This is a genomic window from Enterobacter sp. E1 (assembly GCF_016809815.1).
GTDB lineage: Bacteria > Pseudomonadota > Gammaproteobacteria > Enterobacterales > Enterobacteriaceae > Enterobacter > Enterobacter adelaidei.
In genome coordinates this window covers 1-18,072 of record NZ_JAFBJM010000012.1, presented here as the reverse complement: position 1 = coordinate 18,072, position 18,072 = coordinate 1, and the positions used below count along the sequence as shown (strand labels likewise).

15 protein-coding genes are annotated in these 18,072 nt (G+C 54.0%); 8 read left to right on the top strand and 7 right to left on the bottom strand.

What is annotated here, in order from left to right:
• Positions 1 to 94: 94 nt before the first annotated feature.
• From mnmG to asnC, 3 genes are all read right to left on the bottom strand, one after another.
• Positions 95 to 1,984 (bottom strand): tRNA uridine-5-carboxymethylaminomethyl(34) synthesis enzyme MnmG, encoded by a 1,890-nt coding sequence (gene mnmG / locus JGF26_RS20485; RefSeq protein ID WP_014072433.1) that lies wholly within the window; start codon positions 1,982 to 1,984, stop codon positions 95 to 97.
• Positions 1,985 to 2,358: 374 nt separating this feature from the next.
• A complete protein-coding gene (mioC, locus tag JGF26_RS20480; protein ID WP_028017760.1) occupies positions 2,359 to 2,808 on the bottom strand; it encodes an FMN-binding protein MioC in 450 nt (149 codons plus the stop codon).
• Positions 2,809 to 2,898: 90 nt separating this feature from the next.
• A complete protein-coding gene (gene asnC, locus JGF26_RS20475; protein WP_008500198.1) occupies positions 2,899 to 3,357 on the bottom strand; it encodes a transcriptional regulator AsnC in 459 nt (152 codons plus the stop codon).
• A gap of 151 nt (positions 3,358 to 3,508) precedes the next feature.
• On the opposite strand from asnC, the gene asnA reads away from it, so the two are divergent.
• Positions 3,509 to 4,501, top strand: a complete 993-nt coding sequence (gene asnA / locus JGF26_RS20470) for an aspartate--ammonia ligase (RefSeq protein ID WP_134708665.1) — start codon at positions 3,509 to 3,511, stop codon at positions 4,499 to 4,501.
• Here asnA and viaA read toward each other — a convergent pair whose 3' ends face one another.
• Entirely contained in the window at positions 4,502 to 5,953 is a 1,452-nt protein-coding gene (gene viaA, locus JGF26_RS20465; protein ID WP_028017758.1) for an ATPase RavA stimulator ViaA, read from the bottom strand.
• Complete coding sequence (ravA, locus tag JGF26_RS20460) at positions 5,947 to 7,443, bottom strand: ATPase RavA (RefSeq protein ID WP_108089270.1); 1,497 nt, start codon at positions 7,441 to 7,443, stop codon at positions 5,947 to 5,949. The genes viaA and ravA overlap by 7 nt, the downstream gene beginning before the upstream one ends.
• 223 nt (positions 7,444 to 7,666) lie before the next feature.
• On the opposite strand from ravA, the gene kup reads away from it, so the two are divergent.
• The 7 genes from kup (at position 7,667) to rbsR (ending at position 15,584) form a co-directional block, all read left to right on the top strand.
• A complete protein-coding gene (gene kup / locus JGF26_RS20455; RefSeq protein ID WP_028017756.1) occupies positions 7,667 to 9,535 on the top strand; it encodes a low affinity potassium transporter Kup in 1,869 nt (622 codons plus the stop codon).
• Between the two features lie 196 nt (positions 9,536 to 9,731).
• The gene (rbsD, locus tag JGF26_RS20450; protein ID WP_003862392.1) at positions 9,732 to 10,151 is read left to right on the top strand and encodes a D-ribose pyranase; all 420 of its coding nucleotides are present in this window, start codon (positions 9,732 to 9,734) and stop codon (positions 10,149 to 10,151) included.
• Between the two features lie 7 nt (positions 10,152 to 10,158).
• Positions 10,159 to 11,664, top strand: coding sequence for a ribose ABC transporter ATP-binding protein RbsA (gene rbsA, locus JGF26_RS20445; protein ID WP_028017755.1), 1,506 nt, complete (start codon positions 10,159 to 10,161; stop codon positions 11,662 to 11,664).
• 4 nt (positions 11,665 to 11,668) lie between these two features.
• Positions 11,669 to 12,634, top strand: coding sequence for a ribose ABC transporter permease (rbsC, locus tag JGF26_RS20440; protein ID WP_028017754.1), 966 nt, complete (start codon positions 11,669 to 11,671; stop codon positions 12,632 to 12,634).
• Positions 12,635 to 12,661: 27 nt separating this feature from the next.
• Positions 12,662 to 13,552, top strand: a complete 891-nt coding sequence (gene rbsB, locus JGF26_RS20435) for a ribose ABC transporter substrate-binding protein RbsB (protein ID WP_028017753.1) — start codon at positions 12,662 to 12,664, stop codon at positions 13,550 to 13,552.
• A gap of 106 nt (positions 13,553 to 13,658) precedes the next feature.
• A complete protein-coding gene (gene rbsK / locus JGF26_RS20430) occupies positions 13,659 to 14,588 on the top strand; it encodes a ribokinase (RefSeq protein ID WP_028017752.1) in 930 nt (309 codons plus the stop codon).
• A 3-nt stretch (positions 14,589 to 14,591) separates the two neighbouring features.
• A complete protein-coding gene (rbsR, locus tag JGF26_RS20425; RefSeq protein WP_203250375.1) occupies positions 14,592 to 15,584 on the top strand; it encodes a ribose operon transcriptional repressor RbsR in 993 nt (330 codons plus the stop codon).
• Here rbsR and mdtD read toward each other — a convergent pair.
• Both mdtD and JGF26_RS20415 read right to left on the bottom strand, forming a co-directional pair.
• Positions 15,550 to 16,983 (bottom strand): multidrug transporter subunit MdtD, encoded by a 1,434-nt coding sequence (mdtD, locus tag JGF26_RS20420; protein WP_108089268.1) that lies wholly within the window; start codon positions 16,981 to 16,983, stop codon positions 15,550 to 15,552. The genes rbsR and mdtD overlap by 35 nt on opposite strands.
• Entirely contained in the window at positions 16,980 to 17,687 is a 708-nt protein-coding gene (locus JGF26_RS20415; protein ID WP_028017749.1) for a FadR/GntR family transcriptional regulator, read from the bottom strand. The genes mdtD and JGF26_RS20415 overlap by 4 nt, the downstream gene beginning before the upstream one ends.
• Positions 17,688 to 18,072 lie beyond the last annotated feature (385 nt).

The following is an 18,072-nucleotide window of genomic DNA, read 5'->3' as shown; positions in this document are numbered from 1 at the left end:
GAGAAACTTAAGTGACGGGTGGCGCTTCGCTTACCCGCCCTATGGAATTCTGTAGGCCCGGTAAGCGCAGCGCCACCGGGCAATGTTCAGAGCATTACGCGCTGCGGCGCAGCATGCCCTGTTTTTTTAACCACACCAGCAGAATCGAAATCGCGGCCGGAGTAACGCCCGATATGCGGGATGCCTGGCCAATCGACACAGGTTTATGATCGTTCAGCTTGGCGATCACTTCGTTGGAAAGACCAGTGACCTGACGATAGTCCAGCATCTCCGGCAGCAGCGTGTTTTCGTTGCGCTGCTGTTTTTCAATCTCATCCTGCTGGCGCGCAATATAACCTTCGTATTTAACCTGGATTTCAACCTGCTCTGCCGCTTCAGCGTCTTCCAGGCCCGGTGCGAACGCGGTCAGTTTGACCAGGTTCTCATAGGTGACTTCAGGACGGCGCAGCAAATCTTCGCCGCTGGCTTCGCGCGACAGCGGTGCAGTCAAGTGAGCGTTCACTTCGGCTGCAGTTTCCGCCTGCGGATTCACCCAGGTGGTTTTCAGCCGCTGACGTTCCTGTTCAATACGCTCCAGCTTCTCGTTGAAACGCGCCCAGCGTTCGTCATCGACCAGACCCAGCTCGCGACCCATTTCGGTCAGACGCAGGTCGGCGTTGTCTTCGCGCAACATCAGGCGGTATTCCGCGCGCGAGGTAAACATACGGTACGGTTCTTTTGTGCCCAGCGTGCAGAGATCGTCGACCAGCACACCCAGATACGCCTGAGAACGGCCTGGTGCCCAGCCTTCTTTCTCAGCAGAGAAGCGCGCAGCGTTCAGACCGGCAAGCAGACCCTGTGCAGCCGCTTCTTCGTAGCCGGTGGTGCCGTTAATCTGCCCCGCGAAGAACAGACCGTGGATGAATTTGCTTTCCAGGGTTGGCTTCAGGTCACGAGGATCGAAGAAATCGTACTCAATAGCGTAGCCAGGACGAACGATTTTCGCATTCTCCATCCCCTGCATTGAGCGAACAATTTGCATCTGCACATCGAACGGCAGGCTGGTGGAGATGCCATTCGGGTAAATTTCGTTTGAGGTCAGTCCTTCCGGCTCCAGGAAGATCTGGTGCTGGTTGCGATCGGCAAAACGCATCACTTTGTCTTCGATCGACGGGCAGTAGCGTGGGCCGATCCCTTCAATCACACCTGCGTACATTGGGCTGCGATCGAGGTTATTGCGGATCACGTCATGGGTTTTCTCGTTGGTATGCGTGATGTAGCACGGTACCTGCTGCGGATGTTGCGCCGCATTGCCCATGAACGAAAACACGGGCATTGGGTTATCACCGTGCTGTTGCGCCAGCACGCTGAAATCAATGGTGCGCGCATCAATACGTGGAGGTGTGCCCGTTTTCAGGCGGCTGACGCGCAACGGCAGTTCACGCAGACGGCGAGACAGTGGAATCGACGGCGGATCGCCAGCACGTCCACCGCTGTAGTTATCCAGACCAATATGAATTTTACCGTCGAGGAATGTGCCCACGGTCAGCACCACGGCTTTCGCGCGGAACTTGAGGCCCATCTGGGTTACGGCACCCACAACACGATCGTTCTCAACGATAAGATCTTCAACTGCCTGCTGGAAGATCATCAGGTTTGGCTGATTCTCCAGTGCAGTACGTACCGCCTGACGGTAAAGCACGCGGTCAGCCTGGGCACGGGTTGCTCGTACCGCAGGGCCTTTACTCGCGTTTAGTATCCTAAACTGAATGCCAGCATGATCGATCGCTTTCGCCATCAGGCCGCCAAGTGCATCCACTTCTTTTACCAGGTGTCCTTTCCCAATGCCGCCAATCGCCGGGTTACAGGACATCTGTCCAAGCGTGTCGATATTGTGTGTCAAAAGCAGGGTCTGCTGACCCATTCGCGCTGCGGCCATTGCGGCCTCAGTGCCTGCATGACCCCCGCCAATGATAATGACGTCAAAAGGATCCTGATAAAACATGGTGGTCTGCCTCGCGTAAAGCGGTATGAAAATGGATTGAAGCCCGGGCCGTGGATTCTACTCAACTTTAGTCTTTCGAGAAAGCATTGGGATCCTGGGCTATTAAAAAGAAGATCTTTTTATTTAGAGATCTGTTCTATTGTGATCTCTTATTAGGATCGCCGACCTCTGTGGATAAGTCCGATCCGGCAAATAAGATCATGCGGTTAGGAAGGATCGTTTGCTGTGAATGATCGGTGATCCTGGACCGTATAAGCTGGGATCAGATCGCCACTTTATGCACAGGTCAAAAACCATACCAGAGTTGTTATTTGGATAACTACGGCTTAATACGAGCTTTTAACCAGAGTTATCCACATCTGTTCGCGCGATCTTTAATCGTTTTTGAGTAAATTTTTCCATCCTGCCAGCCAGATCTCGGCTGGATCTTCCGGAATATCATGATCGAGGATGTTGATCTTCAGCGTTTCACCCAGCTGTTTTGCACCACAGGCGGTAACAGCGGCCTCAACTTTCTCTATTGCGCCACAGAAGGTGTCATATTCACGACTTCCGATACCTACCGCACCAAAACGGACGTTGGACAGGTCTGGTTGTTGTTCCTGCAGTTCGTCATATAAAGGTTGCAGGTTATCCGGCAGGTCGCCTGCGCCATGTGTAGAGGTGATCAGCAGCCAGATCCCATCAGTCGGGAGATCTTCAAGCAGCGGTCCGTGCAGTGTCTCTGTGGAAAAACCTGCTTCTTCCAGCTTCTCAGCCAGATGTTCCGCAACGTATTCCGCACCGCCCAGGGTGCTGCCACTGATAAGAGTAATGTCAGCCATTGATCGCTCGCTCAGATAAAGAGGCGGCCATTGTACGCTGTGAACGAGCTGGGATCTACCTGTGGAAAATGTGGGAATGAATTTGCCCGATCACGGACGGATGGTACGCATGATCGGGTTTTGCAGGGAGATCAGGGTCTCAGTGGACTGAATTTCATCGATTGTTTGGATCTTGTTGATAAGTACCTGCTGGAGGGCATCTATGGATCGACACATAACTTTTATAAAGATGCTGTAATGCCCGGTGGTGTAATAGGCTTCTGTGACTTCATCGAGTGCGTTCAGCTTTGCCAGGGCAGAAGGGTAGTCTTTTGCGCTTTTAAGAATGATGCCGATAAAGCAGCAAACGTCATAACCCAGCTGTTTGGGGCTGACGTCAATGCGTGCGCCGGTAATGATCCCCGCCTGTTTCATCTTCTCTACGCGAACATGGATTGTTCCCGGGCTGACACCAAACTGTTTTGCCAGCTCGGCGTAGGCGGTACGGGCATTAGCCATTAAGGCCTCCAGGATGCCGCGGTCGAGATTGTCGATCTGATAATTTTCCATAGCTTTTTCTTATGAAGATTAATGAATCACTCTATTCTAGCGGTTTATTTTATCGAATCAAAAGTGAAGGAGGCTTTTTGTTGATTGGTTATTGAATAAGGTGCCATTTCTGTTGCTTAATCAATAGCAACAGGACGCAGGAGTATAAATAATGAAAACCGCTTATATCGCAAAACAACGCCAGATCAGTTTCGTAAAATCCCATTTTTCACGCCAGCTGGAAGATAAACTTGGACTGATTGAAGTCCAGGCTCCCATTCTGAGCCGCGTGGGTGACGGGACGCAGGATAACTTATCTGGAAGCGAAAAAGCGGTGCAGGTGAAAGTGAAAACACTGCCAGATGCCCAGTTCGAAGTGGTTCACTCCCTTGCTAAATGGAAGCGTCAAACCCTGGGACAACACGACTTCAGCGCGGGCGAAGGGCTCTACACGCACATGAAAGCCCTTCGCCCCGATGAAGACCGCCTTACTCCAATTCACTCCGTCTACGTTGATCAGTGGGACTGGGAGCGCGTAATGGGTGATGGCGAGCGCCATGTCGGTACGCTGAAATCCACCGTTGAGGCGATCTACGCTGGGATCAAAGCGACCGAAGCGGCTGTAAGCAAAGAGTTTGGTCTGGCACCGTTCCTGCCGGATACGATCCACTTTGTGCACAGCCAGGAGCTGCTGAGCCGTTTCCCGGATCTGGATGCTAAAGGCCGTGAACGCGCAATCGCCAAAGAATTAGGTGCTGTGTTTCTGATGGGGATCGGCGGCAAACTGTCTGACGGCAAACGCCACGACGTTCGTGCGCCGGATTATGATGACTGGAGCACACGCGGTGAGAGCGAATACGCGGGTCTGAATGGCGATATCCTGGTCTGGAACCCGGTGCTGGAAGATGCGTTTGAGCTTTCTTCTATGGGGATCCGCGTGGATGCTGATGCGCTGAAGCGTCAGCTGGCCATTACTGGCGACGAAGATCGTCTCAAATTAGAGTGGCACCAGTCGCTGCTACGCGGGGAAATGCCGCAGACCATCGGTGGCGGTATCGGCCAGTCCCGTCTGACCATGTTACTGCTTCAGTTGCCGCATATCGGTCAGGTTCAGTGTGGCGTCTGGCCGCAGCAAGTACGCGAAAGCGTCGGCTCCCTTCTGTGATTAACGTCGCCAGCGTCTGAGCAGGCGGCTACGCAACCCGGTATCGAAGCGCCAGATATGATCGAAGATGCGCATGATGCCGGGTTTTCCATGGGCGGACATCGCCACCGCGTGGAAACGGTGCTGATGCACCCGCTGTAACTCCTTCACTTTATTCACCACATCATCCGGCAGACGCTGGGCAATAAAATCGGAAATTACCACCGCGTCAGCGTCGTACCAGTCGCCACCCTGCATTCTCTCCACAATGCTACGAAAACAGCTGGCTAAATCCGTGCCGCCGCGAAAACGCTGGCTTAAAAAGCGGATCGCCTGTTCGATACCCTGCTGGTTCGTCAGCTCATAACCCACCACCTCGCTGGAGAAGAGCATGATGAAGCAGCGACGGCGATCGGCGAGCGCCACGCGCATCAAGGCCAGACAGAACGCCTTTGCACATTGCTCATTAAACCCGCCCATCGATCCGGACGTATCCACGCAAACAATAAAAGGTCCGCGCGGCTGCTCATCAAAATCCTGGTGGACGACTGGCCTCTGGCTGAGCTTCTCGCGCCAGGCTTCACCGTGTAGCCGGTAAGTAAGAAGCTGCTTTTCCACCAGCCGACGGTAAAACTCATACTCCAGCTCGGTCATCCCCAGCGTGCTGAGTTCGGTGGGCAGCAGGCGCAAAATATCATCGCTTTGCTGAAGCCCGTCGACCTGCTCGGGAACGGTTGCCGGTTCGCGTACCAGGGTGCGGAAGGTTTCCATCGGGGCATCTTTCTTTGGGACTGACTTTGCCTCCCTTGAACGGCCCAGCTGTTCTGCGAGTTTCATCAGCTCGGGCTGCTGCGCCAGAAAATCGCCGTACTTGACGATCAGCTGATAATCCCCGCGCCGAAGCTGACCGGCGCTCATATCCCAGAGACGCCCGGCGGCGTTTTCATTTTCCACCAGTACCTGCTCGAGCTGACCGCTTAAGGTCATGCGTTCCTGAACTTCACTGAGCAGTTGTTCACGCTCCTCATCCAGCAGTTGCTGGTTCAATGTTGTGGCCTGAACGACAAGGCTGAGGCGCCAGCGCTGTAAAAAGAGAGTGTGCAACGCGGGCGTGAAGGTGGCGTTATCCGTGACCAGCGCCCGGGCCTGGCTGGCAAACGGGGAGTGGACGTTGTCGAGCAATGTCAGGGTTTGCGGAAGCTGAACGATAAACTGTGGCGTTGAGAGCCGCTGGCACTGCTGATAACAGGCCACCTCTTCCGTTAACTCAGGGGGGACCTCGGTCTCTTTGAACCGCTGACGCAAGTTTTCACGCCAGCGTGGGAGATCGTCCGTCATCGCTTTTTTAAGCTTCGGAAATTTTTCAAAGAATGCGGCCAGCTGCGGCGACGCCAGAAGGGTAATGACCACTTCTTCGATCAACCCTTCTTCGCTGACGGCCAGCATGATGTTAAGCGTATCCAGCGTTAGCATTGACGCGCCTGTTTAATCTGTGTGCTCACATCCTGCAGGCTGGCTTCAATGCGACCTAACCAGTCGCTATGTATAAAGAGGCATTTTTGCTGCTCGCTAAAGCGGGTGTGTTGCTGGTGCCATTCGGTATCCAGCGCTTCCAGCTGCTGCTTAATCTCTTCAGGAACGCTGTCAGAGGCGGTGCCAGGCAGTGCAAGACGCGATCCCTGCAAGCTCACATCGCGGATCACCAGATGCTGGCTACTGTCCACTTCCATATTTAGCGGTTGCGCGAAACCGATGCCGTTGAGTTTTCCGCGGATTTCTCCACCTTTATCCAGCCATTGCGATAGCGGCTCGCGCTCAATCGTAACGTGTACAACCTGCATATCATGGAGCTTTAGCGGTTGCTGGAGTAGCAGGGTAAGCGTCGGGCTAGTCAGCTCGGCGGGTAATTCGTAGTGAGGTTTGCGGGCGAACATTCCACCCAGCCGGTTCACTTTCAGCGCCGTTTTATCACTTTGTTGCTGCTGTAACTGGATGCGTCGTTGGGCAATAGCACCAAGCTGGTTGAGCATCGCCTGTTGTCCCCAGGCGTGTCCGGTCATCAATATTTCAAGCTGTTGCTGCATCAGGTTCATGCCTTCTGCGTCGTGCCAGAGGCAATCTTTCAGCAGGATCAGATCGATTGGCGCAACGGCATCACGGCCGCTGAACAGGGCACTGGCCTGCAGCAGGCGGATTGCTTTTTTCCAGCGACGATCGGAGACATAGGGCGCTGAAGGGAGTAAATCGAGCTGCTGGCGCAGCATGAAGATCAGCTCGAAGACGGCATCTGGCAGTTTGATTTTGCCGATCTCCTGCTGCCACTGCTGATATTCCTCATCGGTAACCTGAAGCGAAGCGGAGACTGGGTTTTCATTCTCATCCTGCTGGCTCACCAGCATAGAGCGGAAGTTGGATTTATCCTGCACTTTGTCCAGCCACAGGCGGATCAGCATGCGGTCATACAGCGCTTCCAGACTGCTGTCGGCCTCGGGGAGTTCGTTGGAGGCGGCCACCAGCAGACGCATCGGGATTTTTTCTTCACTGGCACCGTTGCGGAACCGACGTTCGTTTATCGCCGTGAGCAGGGTGTTCAGAATGGCCGGTCCCGCTTTCCAGATTTCATCGAGAAAAACAATCTCCGCTTCAGGTAGATACCCCTCCGTCAGACGCTGGTAACGCCCCTCATCTTTCAGCGCCTGAATGGACAGCGGGCCGAAAACTTCTTCAGGGGTGGAAAAGCGGGTCATCAGGTATTCGAAGGCGCGGGCGTTCTGAAAGGCAAATTTCAGTCGGCGGGCAATCAGGCTTTTGGCGATACCCGGTGGACCCAGCAGAAATACGCTTTCGCCGCTCAACGCCGCCAGTAAACAGAGGCGGATGGCGTGGCTACGCTCGAAAAGGCCTTTTTCCAGCGCGCTGCTGAGGCGGGAAATTCTTTCTGCTAATAAATGTGAGTGAGCCATAATAGTTTTTGCATCCTTTCGCCGTCGTGGCGGCCAATTGAAGCGAGTATAGACGTTTCAGCCAGGGCTGGTAATAGACTGAAGTGCGGCGCAATTTTCTTTGCGCTACATTAATGCGGTTGCATTTAGGGGTACGATTTTGCAACGAATCAGGCATACTGTGCGCTTTTTGTGGACCAAGGGACCAGGAACACATTTGTTATTTAAACGAAAAGACTAGTCTATGAGCACTGATAATAAGCAATCATTACCCGCAATTACGCTTGCGGCGATCGGGGTTGTCTACGGTGATATCGGCACCAGCCCGCTTTATACGCTTCGTGAATGTCTGTCCGGCCAGTTTGGCTTTGGTGTTGAACGCGATGCCGTATTTGGCTTCCTGTCCCTCATCTTCTGGCTGCTGATCCTGGTGGTTTCTGTTAAATATCTCTCCTTTGTTATGCGCGCTGATAACGCAGGCGAAGGCGGTATCCTGACCCTGATGTCCCTTGCCGGGCGTAACACGTCAGCCAGAATGACGTCGGTGCTGGTCATCATCGGCCTGATTGGCGGCAGTTTCTTCTATGGGGAAGTCGTCATCACGCCTGCTATCTCAGTGCTTTCGGCGATAGAGGGGCTGGAGATTATTGCCCCGCAGCTTGATTCCTGGGTTGTTCCTCTGGCCATTATTGTCCTGACGCTGCTGTTTATGATCCAGAAGCACGGTACCGGGCTGGTGGGGAAACTGTTCGCGCCGATTATGCTGGCCTGGTTCCTGATCCTGGCGGCGCTTGGTTTACGCAGCATTATTGCTAACCCGGAAGTGCTGCAAGCGCTAAACCCCTACTGGGCCGTGAATTTCTTCCTCGAATACAAAGTGGTTTCCTTCGTGGCGCTGGGGGCGGTTGTGCTCTCCATCACCGGCGTTGAAGCGCTGTATGCTGACATGGGACACTTCGGGAAACTGCCTATCCGCGTGGCCTGGTTTATTGTGGTACTGCCGTCTCTGGTGCTGAACTACTTCGGCCAGGGCGCGCTGTTGCTCAAAAATCCGGAAGCGATAAAGAACCCATTCTTCCTGCTGGCCCCTGACTGGGCACTGGTACCGATGCTGATTCTGGCGACGCTGGCGACCGTCATTGCCTCTCAGGCGGTGATTTCAGGCGTGTTTTCTCTGACGCGCCAGGCCGTGCGTCTGGGGTATCTCTCACCTATGCGCATCATCCATACCTCAGAGATGGAGTCGGGCCAGATCTACATCCCGTTCGTTAACTGGCTGCTCTATTTCGCTGTGGTGATCGTCATCGTCAGCTTCGAGCATTCCAGCAACCTGGCGGCGGCGTACGGTATTGCGGTCACCGGTACCATGGTGCTGACGTCGATCCTCTCCACTACGGTCGCGTACCGAAACTGGCACTGGAATAAATTCCTCGTGGCGATGATTTTGGTGGGCTTCCTGTGTATCGACGTGCCGCTGTTCTCCGCGAACCTCGACAAGATTGTTTCCGGTGGCTGGCTACCGCTGACGCTGGGTCTGGTGATGTTTATTGTCATGACCACATGGAAAAGCGAGCGCTTCCGTCTGCTGCGTCGTATGCACGAACACGGAAATTCTCTGGAGGCGATGATTGCGTCGCTGGAGAAATCCCCGCCAGTGCGTGTACCGGGAACTGCGGTGTACATGTCTCGTGCCTTGAACGTGATCCCGTTTGCGTTGATGCATAATCTTAAGCACAACAAGGTATTGCACGAGCGTGTGATTCTGTTGACGTTGCGCACCGAAGATGCACCGTATGTTCACAATGTGCGTCGTGTTCAGATTGAGCAATTGTCGCCTACCTTCTGGCGCGTGGTGGCAAGCTACGGCTGGCGTGAAACGCCAAACGTGGAAGAGGTCTTCCACCGCTGCGGCCTGGAAGGGCTGAGCTGCCGGATGATGGAGACGTCATTCTTCATGTCACACGAGTCACTGATTATTGGCAAGCGTCCGTGGTATCTGCGCCTGCGCGGCAAGTTGTACCTTATCCTGCAACGTAACGCCCTGCGTGCGCCTGACCAGTTTGAGATCCCGCCTAACCGAGTGATTGAGCTGGGTACACAGGTCGAGATTTAAGCCTGCATTAAATGCCGGGTGGCGCTGCGCTTACCCGGCTTACAAACCCCCCTGCCTACCCTCCATAATTGTCTCTACATTTCACTTAGCGAAACGTTTCGACGCCGATCACAAATCTGTTACGTCATGGTGGTTTTCTGAACACCGTTGAGACTAAACTGATTTTAGCGAAACGTTTCGCTAGTGGAGCAAGAAAATGAAGAAAGGCACTGTACTCAACTCAGAAATCTCGTCGGTTATTTCCCGTCTTGGGCATACCGATACGCTGGTGGTTTGCGATGCAGGCTTACCGGTTCCGCGTAGCACAACCCGTATTGATATGGCGTTAACGCAGGGTGTTCCTTCGTTTATGCAGGTACTGGAAGTCGTGACGGCGGAGATGCAGGTTGAGGCGGCCATTCTCGCGGCGGAAATCAAACAACATAATCCGCAACTCCACGAAACGTTGCTCAGCCATATTGAGCAACTGCAACAACACCAGGGAAACACCATAGAAATTCGTTACACAACGCACGAGCAGTTCAAACAACAAACCGCAGACAGTCAGGCGGTGATTCGCAGCGGGGAGTGTTCCCCGTATGCGAATATCATTCTCTGTGCTGGCGTCACCTTCTGAGGCCATCATGGACGCATTACTGCAACTCAAAGGGATCGATAAGTCGTTCCCGGGCGTAAAAGCCCTCTCCGGTGCGGCGCTGAACGTCTACCCCGGGCGCGTGATGGCGCTGGTGGGCGAAAACGGCGCTGGCAAATCCACCATGATGAAAGTGCTGACCGGGATCTACCAACGTGATGCCGGTTCACTCGTCTGGCTGGGTAAAGAGACCACCTTCAATGGCCCGAAATCCTCTCAGGAAGCGGGTATCGGTATTATTCACCAGGAGCTGAACCTGATCCCGCAGCTTACCATTGCGGAGAATATCTTCCTGGGTCGCGAGTTCGTAAACCGGTTCGGTAAAATCGACTGGAAAACCATGTATGCCGAAGCGGATAAACTGCTGGCGAAGCTGAACCTGCGCTTTAAGAGCGACCGACTGGTGGGTGAACTTTCCATTGGCGATCAGCAGATGGTGGAAATCGCGAAAGTGCTGAGTTTTGAGTCGAAGGTCATCATTATGGATGAACCGACTGACGCCCTGACCGATACCGAAACCGAATCCCTGTTCCGCGTTATCCGCGAGCTGAAATCGCAGGGGCGCGGGATTGTCTATATATCTCACCGCATGAAAGAGATCTTCGAAATCTGCGATGACGTCACCGTCTTCCGCGACGGACAGTTTATTGCCGAGCGCGAAGTCGCCACGCTGACCGAAGATTCGCTCATCGAAATGATGGTGGGACGTAAGCTCGAAGATCAATACCCGCATCTGGATAAAGCGCCGGGCGAGATCCGCCTGAAGGTGGACAACCTCTGCGGTCCAGGTGTGAACGATGTGACCTTTACCCTGCGTCAGGGGGAAATCCTCGGTGTGGCGGGCCTGATGGGCGCTGGGCGTACCGAGCTGATGAAAGTGCTCTACGGCGCACTGCCGCGCACCAGCGGTTATGTCACCCTCGACGGTCATGAAGTGGTTACCCGCTCTCCGCAAGATGGTCTGGCGAATGGCATTGTCTATATTTCTGAAGACCGTAAGCGCGATGGCTTAGTGCTGGGCATGTCGGTGAAAGAGAACATGTCGCTTACCGCACTGCGCTATTTCAGTCACAGCGGCGGTACGCTGAAACACAAAGACGAACAGCAGGCGGTCAGCGATTTTATCCGTCTGTTTAACGTCAAAACACCGTCGATGGAGCAGGCAATTGGCCTGTTGTCCGGTGGTAATCAGCAGAAGGTGGCGATTGCGCGTGGTCTGATGACGCGCCCGAAAGTGCTAATCCTCGATGAACCCACCCGCGGCGTGGACGTCGGCGCGAAGAAAGAGATTTATCAGCTGATTAACCAGTTCAAGGCCGACGGTCTGAGCATCATTCTGGTCTCTTCCGAGATGCCAGAAGTATTAGGCATGAGCGATCGTATTATCGTCATGCATGAAGGGCATCTCGGCGGTGAATTCACTCGCGAGCAGGCCACCCAGGAAGTTCTGATGGCTGCCGCTGTGGGCAAGCTTAATCGCGTGAATCAGGAGTAAGAAGATGACTACCCAGGCTGTTTCTGGTCGCCGTTATTTCACAAAGGCATGGCTGATGGAACAAAAATCGCTGATTGCCCTGCTGGTGCTGATCGCGATTGTGTCGACCATGAGTCCGAACTTTTTCACCGTTAATAACCTGTTCAATATCCTTCAGCAGACTTCTGTAAACGCCATTATGGCGGTCGGGATGACGCTGGTGATTTTGACCTCAGGGATCGATCTGTCCGTTGGTTCCCTGCTGGCGCTCACCGGTGCGATCGCCGCTTCCCTTGTCGGTGTTGAGGTTAACGCGCTGGTGGCCGTGGCTGCAGCGCTGGCTGCTGGGGCGGCAATCGGTGCCGTGACCGGCGTGATTGTGGCGAAAGGGCGTGTTCAGGCGTTCATCGCGACGCTGGTGATGATGCTGTTGCTGCGCGGTGTGACCATGGTTTACACCAACGGCAGCCCGGTGAACACCGGCTTTACCGATAACGCCGATCTGTTTGGCTGGTTCGGTATCGGCCGCCCGCTGGGTATTCCGACCCCGGTCTGGATCATGGCTATCGTCTTCCTGGCGGCGTGGTACATGCTGCATCACACCCGTCTGGGTCGTTATATCTATGCGCTGGGCGGTAACGAAGCGGCAACGCGTTTGTCCGGGATTAGCGTCAATAAAGTTAAAATTATCGTTTATTCCCTGTGCGGCTTGCTGGCTTCTCTGGCAGGCATCATCGAAGTGGCGCGCCTCTCCTCCGCGCAGCCAACGGCGGGCACGGGTTATGAGCTGGATGCCATTGCGGCAGTGGTTCTGGGCGGTACGAGTCTTGCGGGTGGTAAAGGTCGCATTGTTGGGACATTGATCGGCGCACTGATTCTCGGTTTCCTGAATAATGGTTTGAATTTGTTAGGTGTTTCCTCCTATTACCAGATGATCGTTAAGGCAGTGGTGATTTTGCTGGCGGTACTGGTAGACAACAAAAAACAGTAACTGACGACACTACAGGACATCTTAGATATGAACATGAAAAAACTGGCTACCCTGGTTTCTGCTGTCGCGCTGAGCGCAACCGTAAGTGCAAACGCCATGGCGAAAGACACCATCGCGCTGGTTATCTCCACGCTGAACAACCCGTTCTTCGTCTCTCTGAAGGATGGCGCGCAGAAAGAAGCGGACAAACTGGGCTACAACCTGGTGGTGCTGGATTCCCAGAACAACCCGGCGAAAGAGCTGGCTAACGTTCAGGACTTAACCGTTCGTGGTACCAAAATTCTGCTGATCAACCCAACTGATTCTGATGCCGTAGGTAATGCCGTTAAAATGGCAAACCAGGCGAAGATCCCGGTGATCACCCTGGACCGTCAGGCCTCTAAAGGTGACGTGGTCAGCCACATTGCGTCTGATAACGTGCTGGGCGGTAAAATCGCGGGTGATTACATCGCGAAGAAAGCCGGTGAAGGCGCGAAAGTTATCGAATTACAGGGTATCGCGGGTACCTCTGCTGCCCGTGAACGTGGCGAAGGCTTCCAGCAGGCCGTTGCTGCACACAAATTTAACGTCCTGGCCAGCCAGCCTGCCGATTTCGACCGTACTAAAGGTCTGAACGTGATGCAGAACCTGCTGACCGCACATCCTGACGTGCAGGCAGTATTCGCGCAGAACGACGAAATGGCACTGGGTGCGCTGCGTGCCCTGCAGACTGCAGGTAAATCTGATGTGATGGTTGTCGGATTTGACGGTACGCCGGATGGTGAAAAAGCAGTAAACGATGGCAAACTGGCTGCGACCATCGCTCAGTTGCCGGAGCAGATTGGCGCGACTGGCGTTGAAACTGCCGACAAAGTGCTGAAGGGCGAAAAAGTTCAGGCCAAATACCCTGTTGACCTGAAACTGGTCATCAAGCAGTAAAAGGCGAATCAGGCAGCCAGCGGCTGCCTGAGGGACACCAATAAAGAAAAGTGTGGCATACGCCACCGAGTAACACCGGTGGCGCTCTCAGATGGACAACCCAACCATGAAAACCGCAGGCAACCTCGTCGTCCTTGGCAGTATCAATGCCGATCACATTCTTAACCTTGAATCATTCCCTACACCGGGCGAAACGGTCACGGGTAACCAGTATCAGGTGGCATTTGGCGGTAAAGGTGCAAACCAGGCCGTCGCCGCCGGTCGCAGTGGGGCGAATATTGCGTTTATCGCCTGCACGGGTGATGACGATACCGGTGAGCGCGTACGCAAACAGCTGGCGAGCGATAATATCGATATCGCACCGGTCAGCGTGGTTGCAGGGGAATCTACCGGCGTGGCGCTGATTTTCGTCAACGCAGAAGGTGAGAATGTCATCGGTATTCATGCTGGTGCCAACGCTGCTCTGACAACGGAGCGCGTAGAAGCGCAACGTGAGATCATTGCGAATGCCGAAGCGTTGCTGATGCAACTGGAGTCACCGGTTGAAAGCGTGCTGGCCGCCGCCAAAATTGCGCATGAAAATCATACCACTGTCGTACTTAATCCCGCTCCTGCCCGTGTATTATCAGACGAGCTGCTGGCGCTGGTGGACATCATTACGCCAAACGAAACCGAAGCGGAAAAGCTGACGGGCATTCGTGTCGAAAATGATGACGATGCCGCGCGAGCTGCGCGTGCATTGCATGATAAAGGCATCGGTACCGTGATTATCACCCTTGGTAGCCGTGGGGTGTGGGCAAGCGTCAATGGCGAAGGCCGTCGAGTTCCGGGCTTTAAGGTGAAAGCGATTGACACCATCGCTGCGGGAGACACCTTCAATGGTGCGCTGGTGACCGCGCTACTGGAAGGCAAGCGAATGGATGATGCGATCCGTTTTGCACATGCTGCTGCCGCGATTGCCGTGACGCGCAAAGGGGCTCAGCCTTCCGTTCCGTGGCGTAAAGAGATCGATGAATTCTTAAGTCAGCAGGGGTAACGCTTGGCAACAATGAAAGATGTCGCCCGTATGGCGGGTGTTTCTACCTCGACGGTCTCTCACGTTATAAACAACGATCGCTTCGTCAGCGAGGCGATTCGGGAGAAAGTCGAAGCTGCGGTAAAAGAACTCAACTATGCGCCATCTGCGCTGGCGTGTAGTCTTAAGCTCAACCAGACGCGCACTATTGGTATGCTGATTACGGCCAGTACCAACCCTTTCTATTCTGAGCTTGTGCGAGGTGTAGAGCGTAGTTGCTTCGAGCGTGGCTACAGCCTGGTGCTGTGCAATACCGAAGGTGACGAGCAGAGAATGAACCGCAACCTGGAGACGCTGATGCAAAAACGCGTCGACGGGCTACTGCTGCTCTGTACCGAAACACACCAGCCCTCGAAAGAGATTATCCAGCGTTATCCCTCTATTCCCACGGTGATGATGGACTGGGCACCGTTCGACGGTACCAGCGATCTGATTCAGGATAACTCCCTGCTGGGGGGCGACATGGCCACCCAGCATCTGATCGATAAAGGTTACACCCGCATTGCCTGTATTACCGGTCCGCTGGATAAAACCCCGGCGCGTTTGCGTCTGGAAGGGTATCTTTCTGCTATGGCCCGGGCGGGGCTTTCTGTGCCCGAAGGCTACCGTATTACCGGTGATTTTGAGTTTCACGGTGGCTTTGAAGCGATGCAGACCTTGCTGGCGCAGCCGCAGCGTCCGCAGGCCGTTTTTATCGGCAACGATGCCATGGCATTTGGCGCCTATCAGGCGTTATATCAGGCAGGTTTGCGCGTTCCGGATGATATGGCGGTAATTGGTTACGATGATATCGAACTGGCTAGCTACATGACCCCACCGCTGACCACGATTCATCAGCCGAAGGATGAACTGGGCGAGCTGGCCATCGATGTGTTAATCCACCGTATGGCGCAGCCCACGCTGCAACAGCAACGCCTGCAGCTTACTCCTGTTCTGATGGAACGCGGTTCGGTTTAGCTTTCTCTTTGTGACGCTCTTTAATCAGGTTTCGGCCGTCTTTCGGTTTTAACAGCATAAAGACCAGCGCTGAAACGACGGTGAGAACGCCCATCGTGATAAACGTATAGTGGAATTGCTCGACGGTGTTCGCGCTGTCAAAACCTTCATAAAACCGCAGTACCGCCGCACTTACGGCCACCCCAAGACTGATCGACAGCTGTTGCGTCACCGCCAGCACGCTGTTGCCGCTGCTGGCGTTCTCGTCCGTCAGGTCTGCCAGCGTGATGGTATTCATCGAGGTAAACTGCGTTGACATCGCCATGCCCAGCACAAATAACGGCAGGATCAACATCCATACGGGAAGGGCGGCGGATTGCAAAGAGAACTGCGCAATCATCAGACCGATAAAGACCGTTACGCCAACCAGCGTCTTACGATAGCCAAACCAGCGCAGCACCTGTGTAACCGTTGATTTTGCCAGAATCGAGCCCATTGCCGTGGGCGCCATCATGCAGCCAGCAATCAGTGCCGGGTAGCCGAAACCTACCTGCAGCATCAATGGCATCAGAAACGGTACGCAACCCGTCCCCAGACGTGACGCAATGTTGCCTGCAATCCCTACGGAAAACGTTCGGGTGTTAAAGAGTCCGAGTGAGATTAACGGTGTCGGGTGACGGCGCGCGTGACGTATATAAAGAAGGAACAGCAGAATACCGCTGAGGATGACGGAGAGCGCAATCCATGTTGCTACGATCTTCTCACCAAACAGTTCCATCCCGCTTGAGAAGAGCACCAGGCTCAGGCCAAACAGGAAAAAGCCTCCCATGTCGAAGCTGCGTCTTGGCGTGGTGAAGTTCGGCATATATTTGCGAGCATACAGCAGCCCGGCAACGCCAATAGGAATATTAATCAGGAAGATCCAGTGCCAGCTTGCCCAGGTGACAAACACACCACCAAGTACCGGGCCAAGTATCGGGCCAACCAGGCCTGGCATGGTGACGAAGTTGAGCACGGGAAGCAGTTCGCTTCGAGGATAGGCTCGCAGCAAGGCAAGGCGTGCCACGGGCATCATCATCGCTCCGCCAATACCTTGTAATACGCGGAAGATAACCAGCTCCGTTAAGGATGAGGAGAGCGCACAAGCCAGCGAGCCGAGCGTAAAGAGCGTTACGGCCAACATGAAAACTCTGCGGGTGCCGAAGCGGTCGGCCAGCCAGCCGCTGACCGGAATTAACATCGCGACCGTCAGGGTGTAGCTAATGATGGCGGACTGCATCGCCAGCGGGGAGCGGTTAAGGCTTTGCGCAATAGCGGGAAGCGCTGTGTTGAGGATGGTGGCATCCAGTGCCTGCATAAAAAACGCCATGGCTGCAATCCACGGCAATCCGGCCATGCTGCGCGCTTTTTTCTTTGTCATTTATTTACCTGCTGGTGGGTTGGCGCGGCCAGCAATGCCTGGCACGCACTCAGGGCTCGCTGCCCGTCGCTTTCCTGAATGGCATCCACTATCGCCTGATGCAAATCCAGTTTAACCACTTCGTCTTGTGTAATAGAGGTAAAGTAAGTGTGGTACACCGAATGAAATAAAGAAGCAAAAGAGGTGAGGAACGGATTGGCACTCATCATATAGATATGTTCATGCCAGGCCATATCGACCTCAACCCAGCGTTCCCGGTTGAAGTGCTTTTTCAGGAACACCATCTCTTCCATTAACGCGTTGAGCTGTGCTTTCTGTTCTGCCGTTCCAAGCGTGGCGGCAAGCAGGCACGCCTGTGGTTCAAGACTGCTGCGCATCACCAGAAAGTGATCGACAACCTGATGAAAGTTATCTTCCGTCATCCACCAGGAGAGCAGCTCCTGATCGAGAAAATTCCAGTTACTCTGTGGCATGACACGTGTGCCAATGCGGGGACGTGGAAGCACCATACCTTTTGCCGTTAGGGTTTTCACCGCTTCACGAACTGCTGTACGACTCACTCCAAACTGCTCACCCAGCTCCATTTCACCCGGCAGGATGCTGCCTGGGGCATATTTACCCGCTAAAATCCGCTGAGCCAGCTTCTCTGCCAGCACATACGACAGGTTTTTTTGGGCGGCCAGCTGTTGTGCGCTTAATGGCATCGCTTTTATTCCTTAAAGATTCATGTTGATAATTATGCCACCTCGAGTGTGATTGTGGTTGCAGATACATCAAATAGAACAATTTGTAGCTTGATTTCATCGCTGTTGGTGAAAAAAGACACGGATGAAAACTTTTTTTAAATTTCCTCTTGTCACGTCGGAATAACTCCCTATAATGCGCCTCCACTGACACGGAACAACGGCACACACGCCGCCGGGTCAGCAGAGAAAAGCAAAATAAACGCTTGACTCTGTAGTGGGAAAGCGTAATATGCACACCCCGCGCCGCAGCGAAAACGAAGCGGCACTGCTCTTTAACAATTTATCAGACAATCTGTGTGGGCACTCAAAGTGACATGGATTCTTAATGTCTTCGGACACTAAA

Coding starts and splice junctions, on each gene's coding strand:
- mnmG (WP_014072433.1), bottom strand. CDS start 1,984: ATGTTTTATCAGGATCCTTTTGACGTCATTATCATTGGCGGGGGTCAT.
- mioC (WP_028017760.1), bottom strand. CDS start 2,808: ATGGCTGACATTACTCTTATCAGTGGCAGCACCCTGGGCGGTGCGGAA.
- asnC (WP_008500198.1), bottom strand. CDS start 3,357: ATGGAAAATTATCAGATCGACAATCTCGACCGCGGCATCCTGGAGGCC.
- asnA (WP_134708665.1), top strand. CDS start 3,509: ATGAAAACCGCTTATATCGCAAAACAACGCCAGATCAGTTTCGTAAAA.
- viaA (WP_028017758.1), bottom strand. CDS start 5,953: ATGCTAACGCTGGATACGCTTAACATCATGCTGGCCGTCAGCGAAGAA.
- ravA (WP_108089270.1), bottom strand. CDS start 7,443: ATGGCTCACTCACATTTATTAGCAGAAAGAATTTCCCGCCTCAGCAGC.
- kup (WP_028017756.1), top strand. CDS start 7,667: ATGAGCACTGATAATAAGCAATCATTACCCGCAATTACGCTTGCGGCG.
- rbsD (WP_003862392.1), top strand. CDS start 9,732: ATGAAGAAAGGCACTGTACTCAACTCAGAAATCTCGTCGGTTATTTCC.
- rbsA (WP_028017755.1), top strand. CDS start 10,159: ATGGACGCATTACTGCAACTCAAAGGGATCGATAAGTCGTTCCCGGGC.
- rbsC (WP_028017754.1), top strand. CDS start 11,669: ATGACTACCCAGGCTGTTTCTGGTCGCCGTTATTTCACAAAGGCATGG.
- rbsB (WP_028017753.1), top strand. CDS start 12,662: ATGAACATGAAAAAACTGGCTACCCTGGTTTCTGCTGTCGCGCTGAGC.
- rbsK (WP_028017752.1), top strand. CDS start 13,659: ATGAAAACCGCAGGCAACCTCGTCGTCCTTGGCAGTATCAATGCCGAT.
- mdtD (WP_108089268.1), bottom strand. CDS start 16,983: ATGACAAAGAAAAAAGCGCGCAGCATGGCCGGATTGCCGTGGATTGCA.
- JGF26_RS20415 (WP_028017749.1), bottom strand. CDS start 17,687: ATGCCATTAAGCGCACAACAGCTGGCCGCCCAAAAAAACCTGTCGTAT.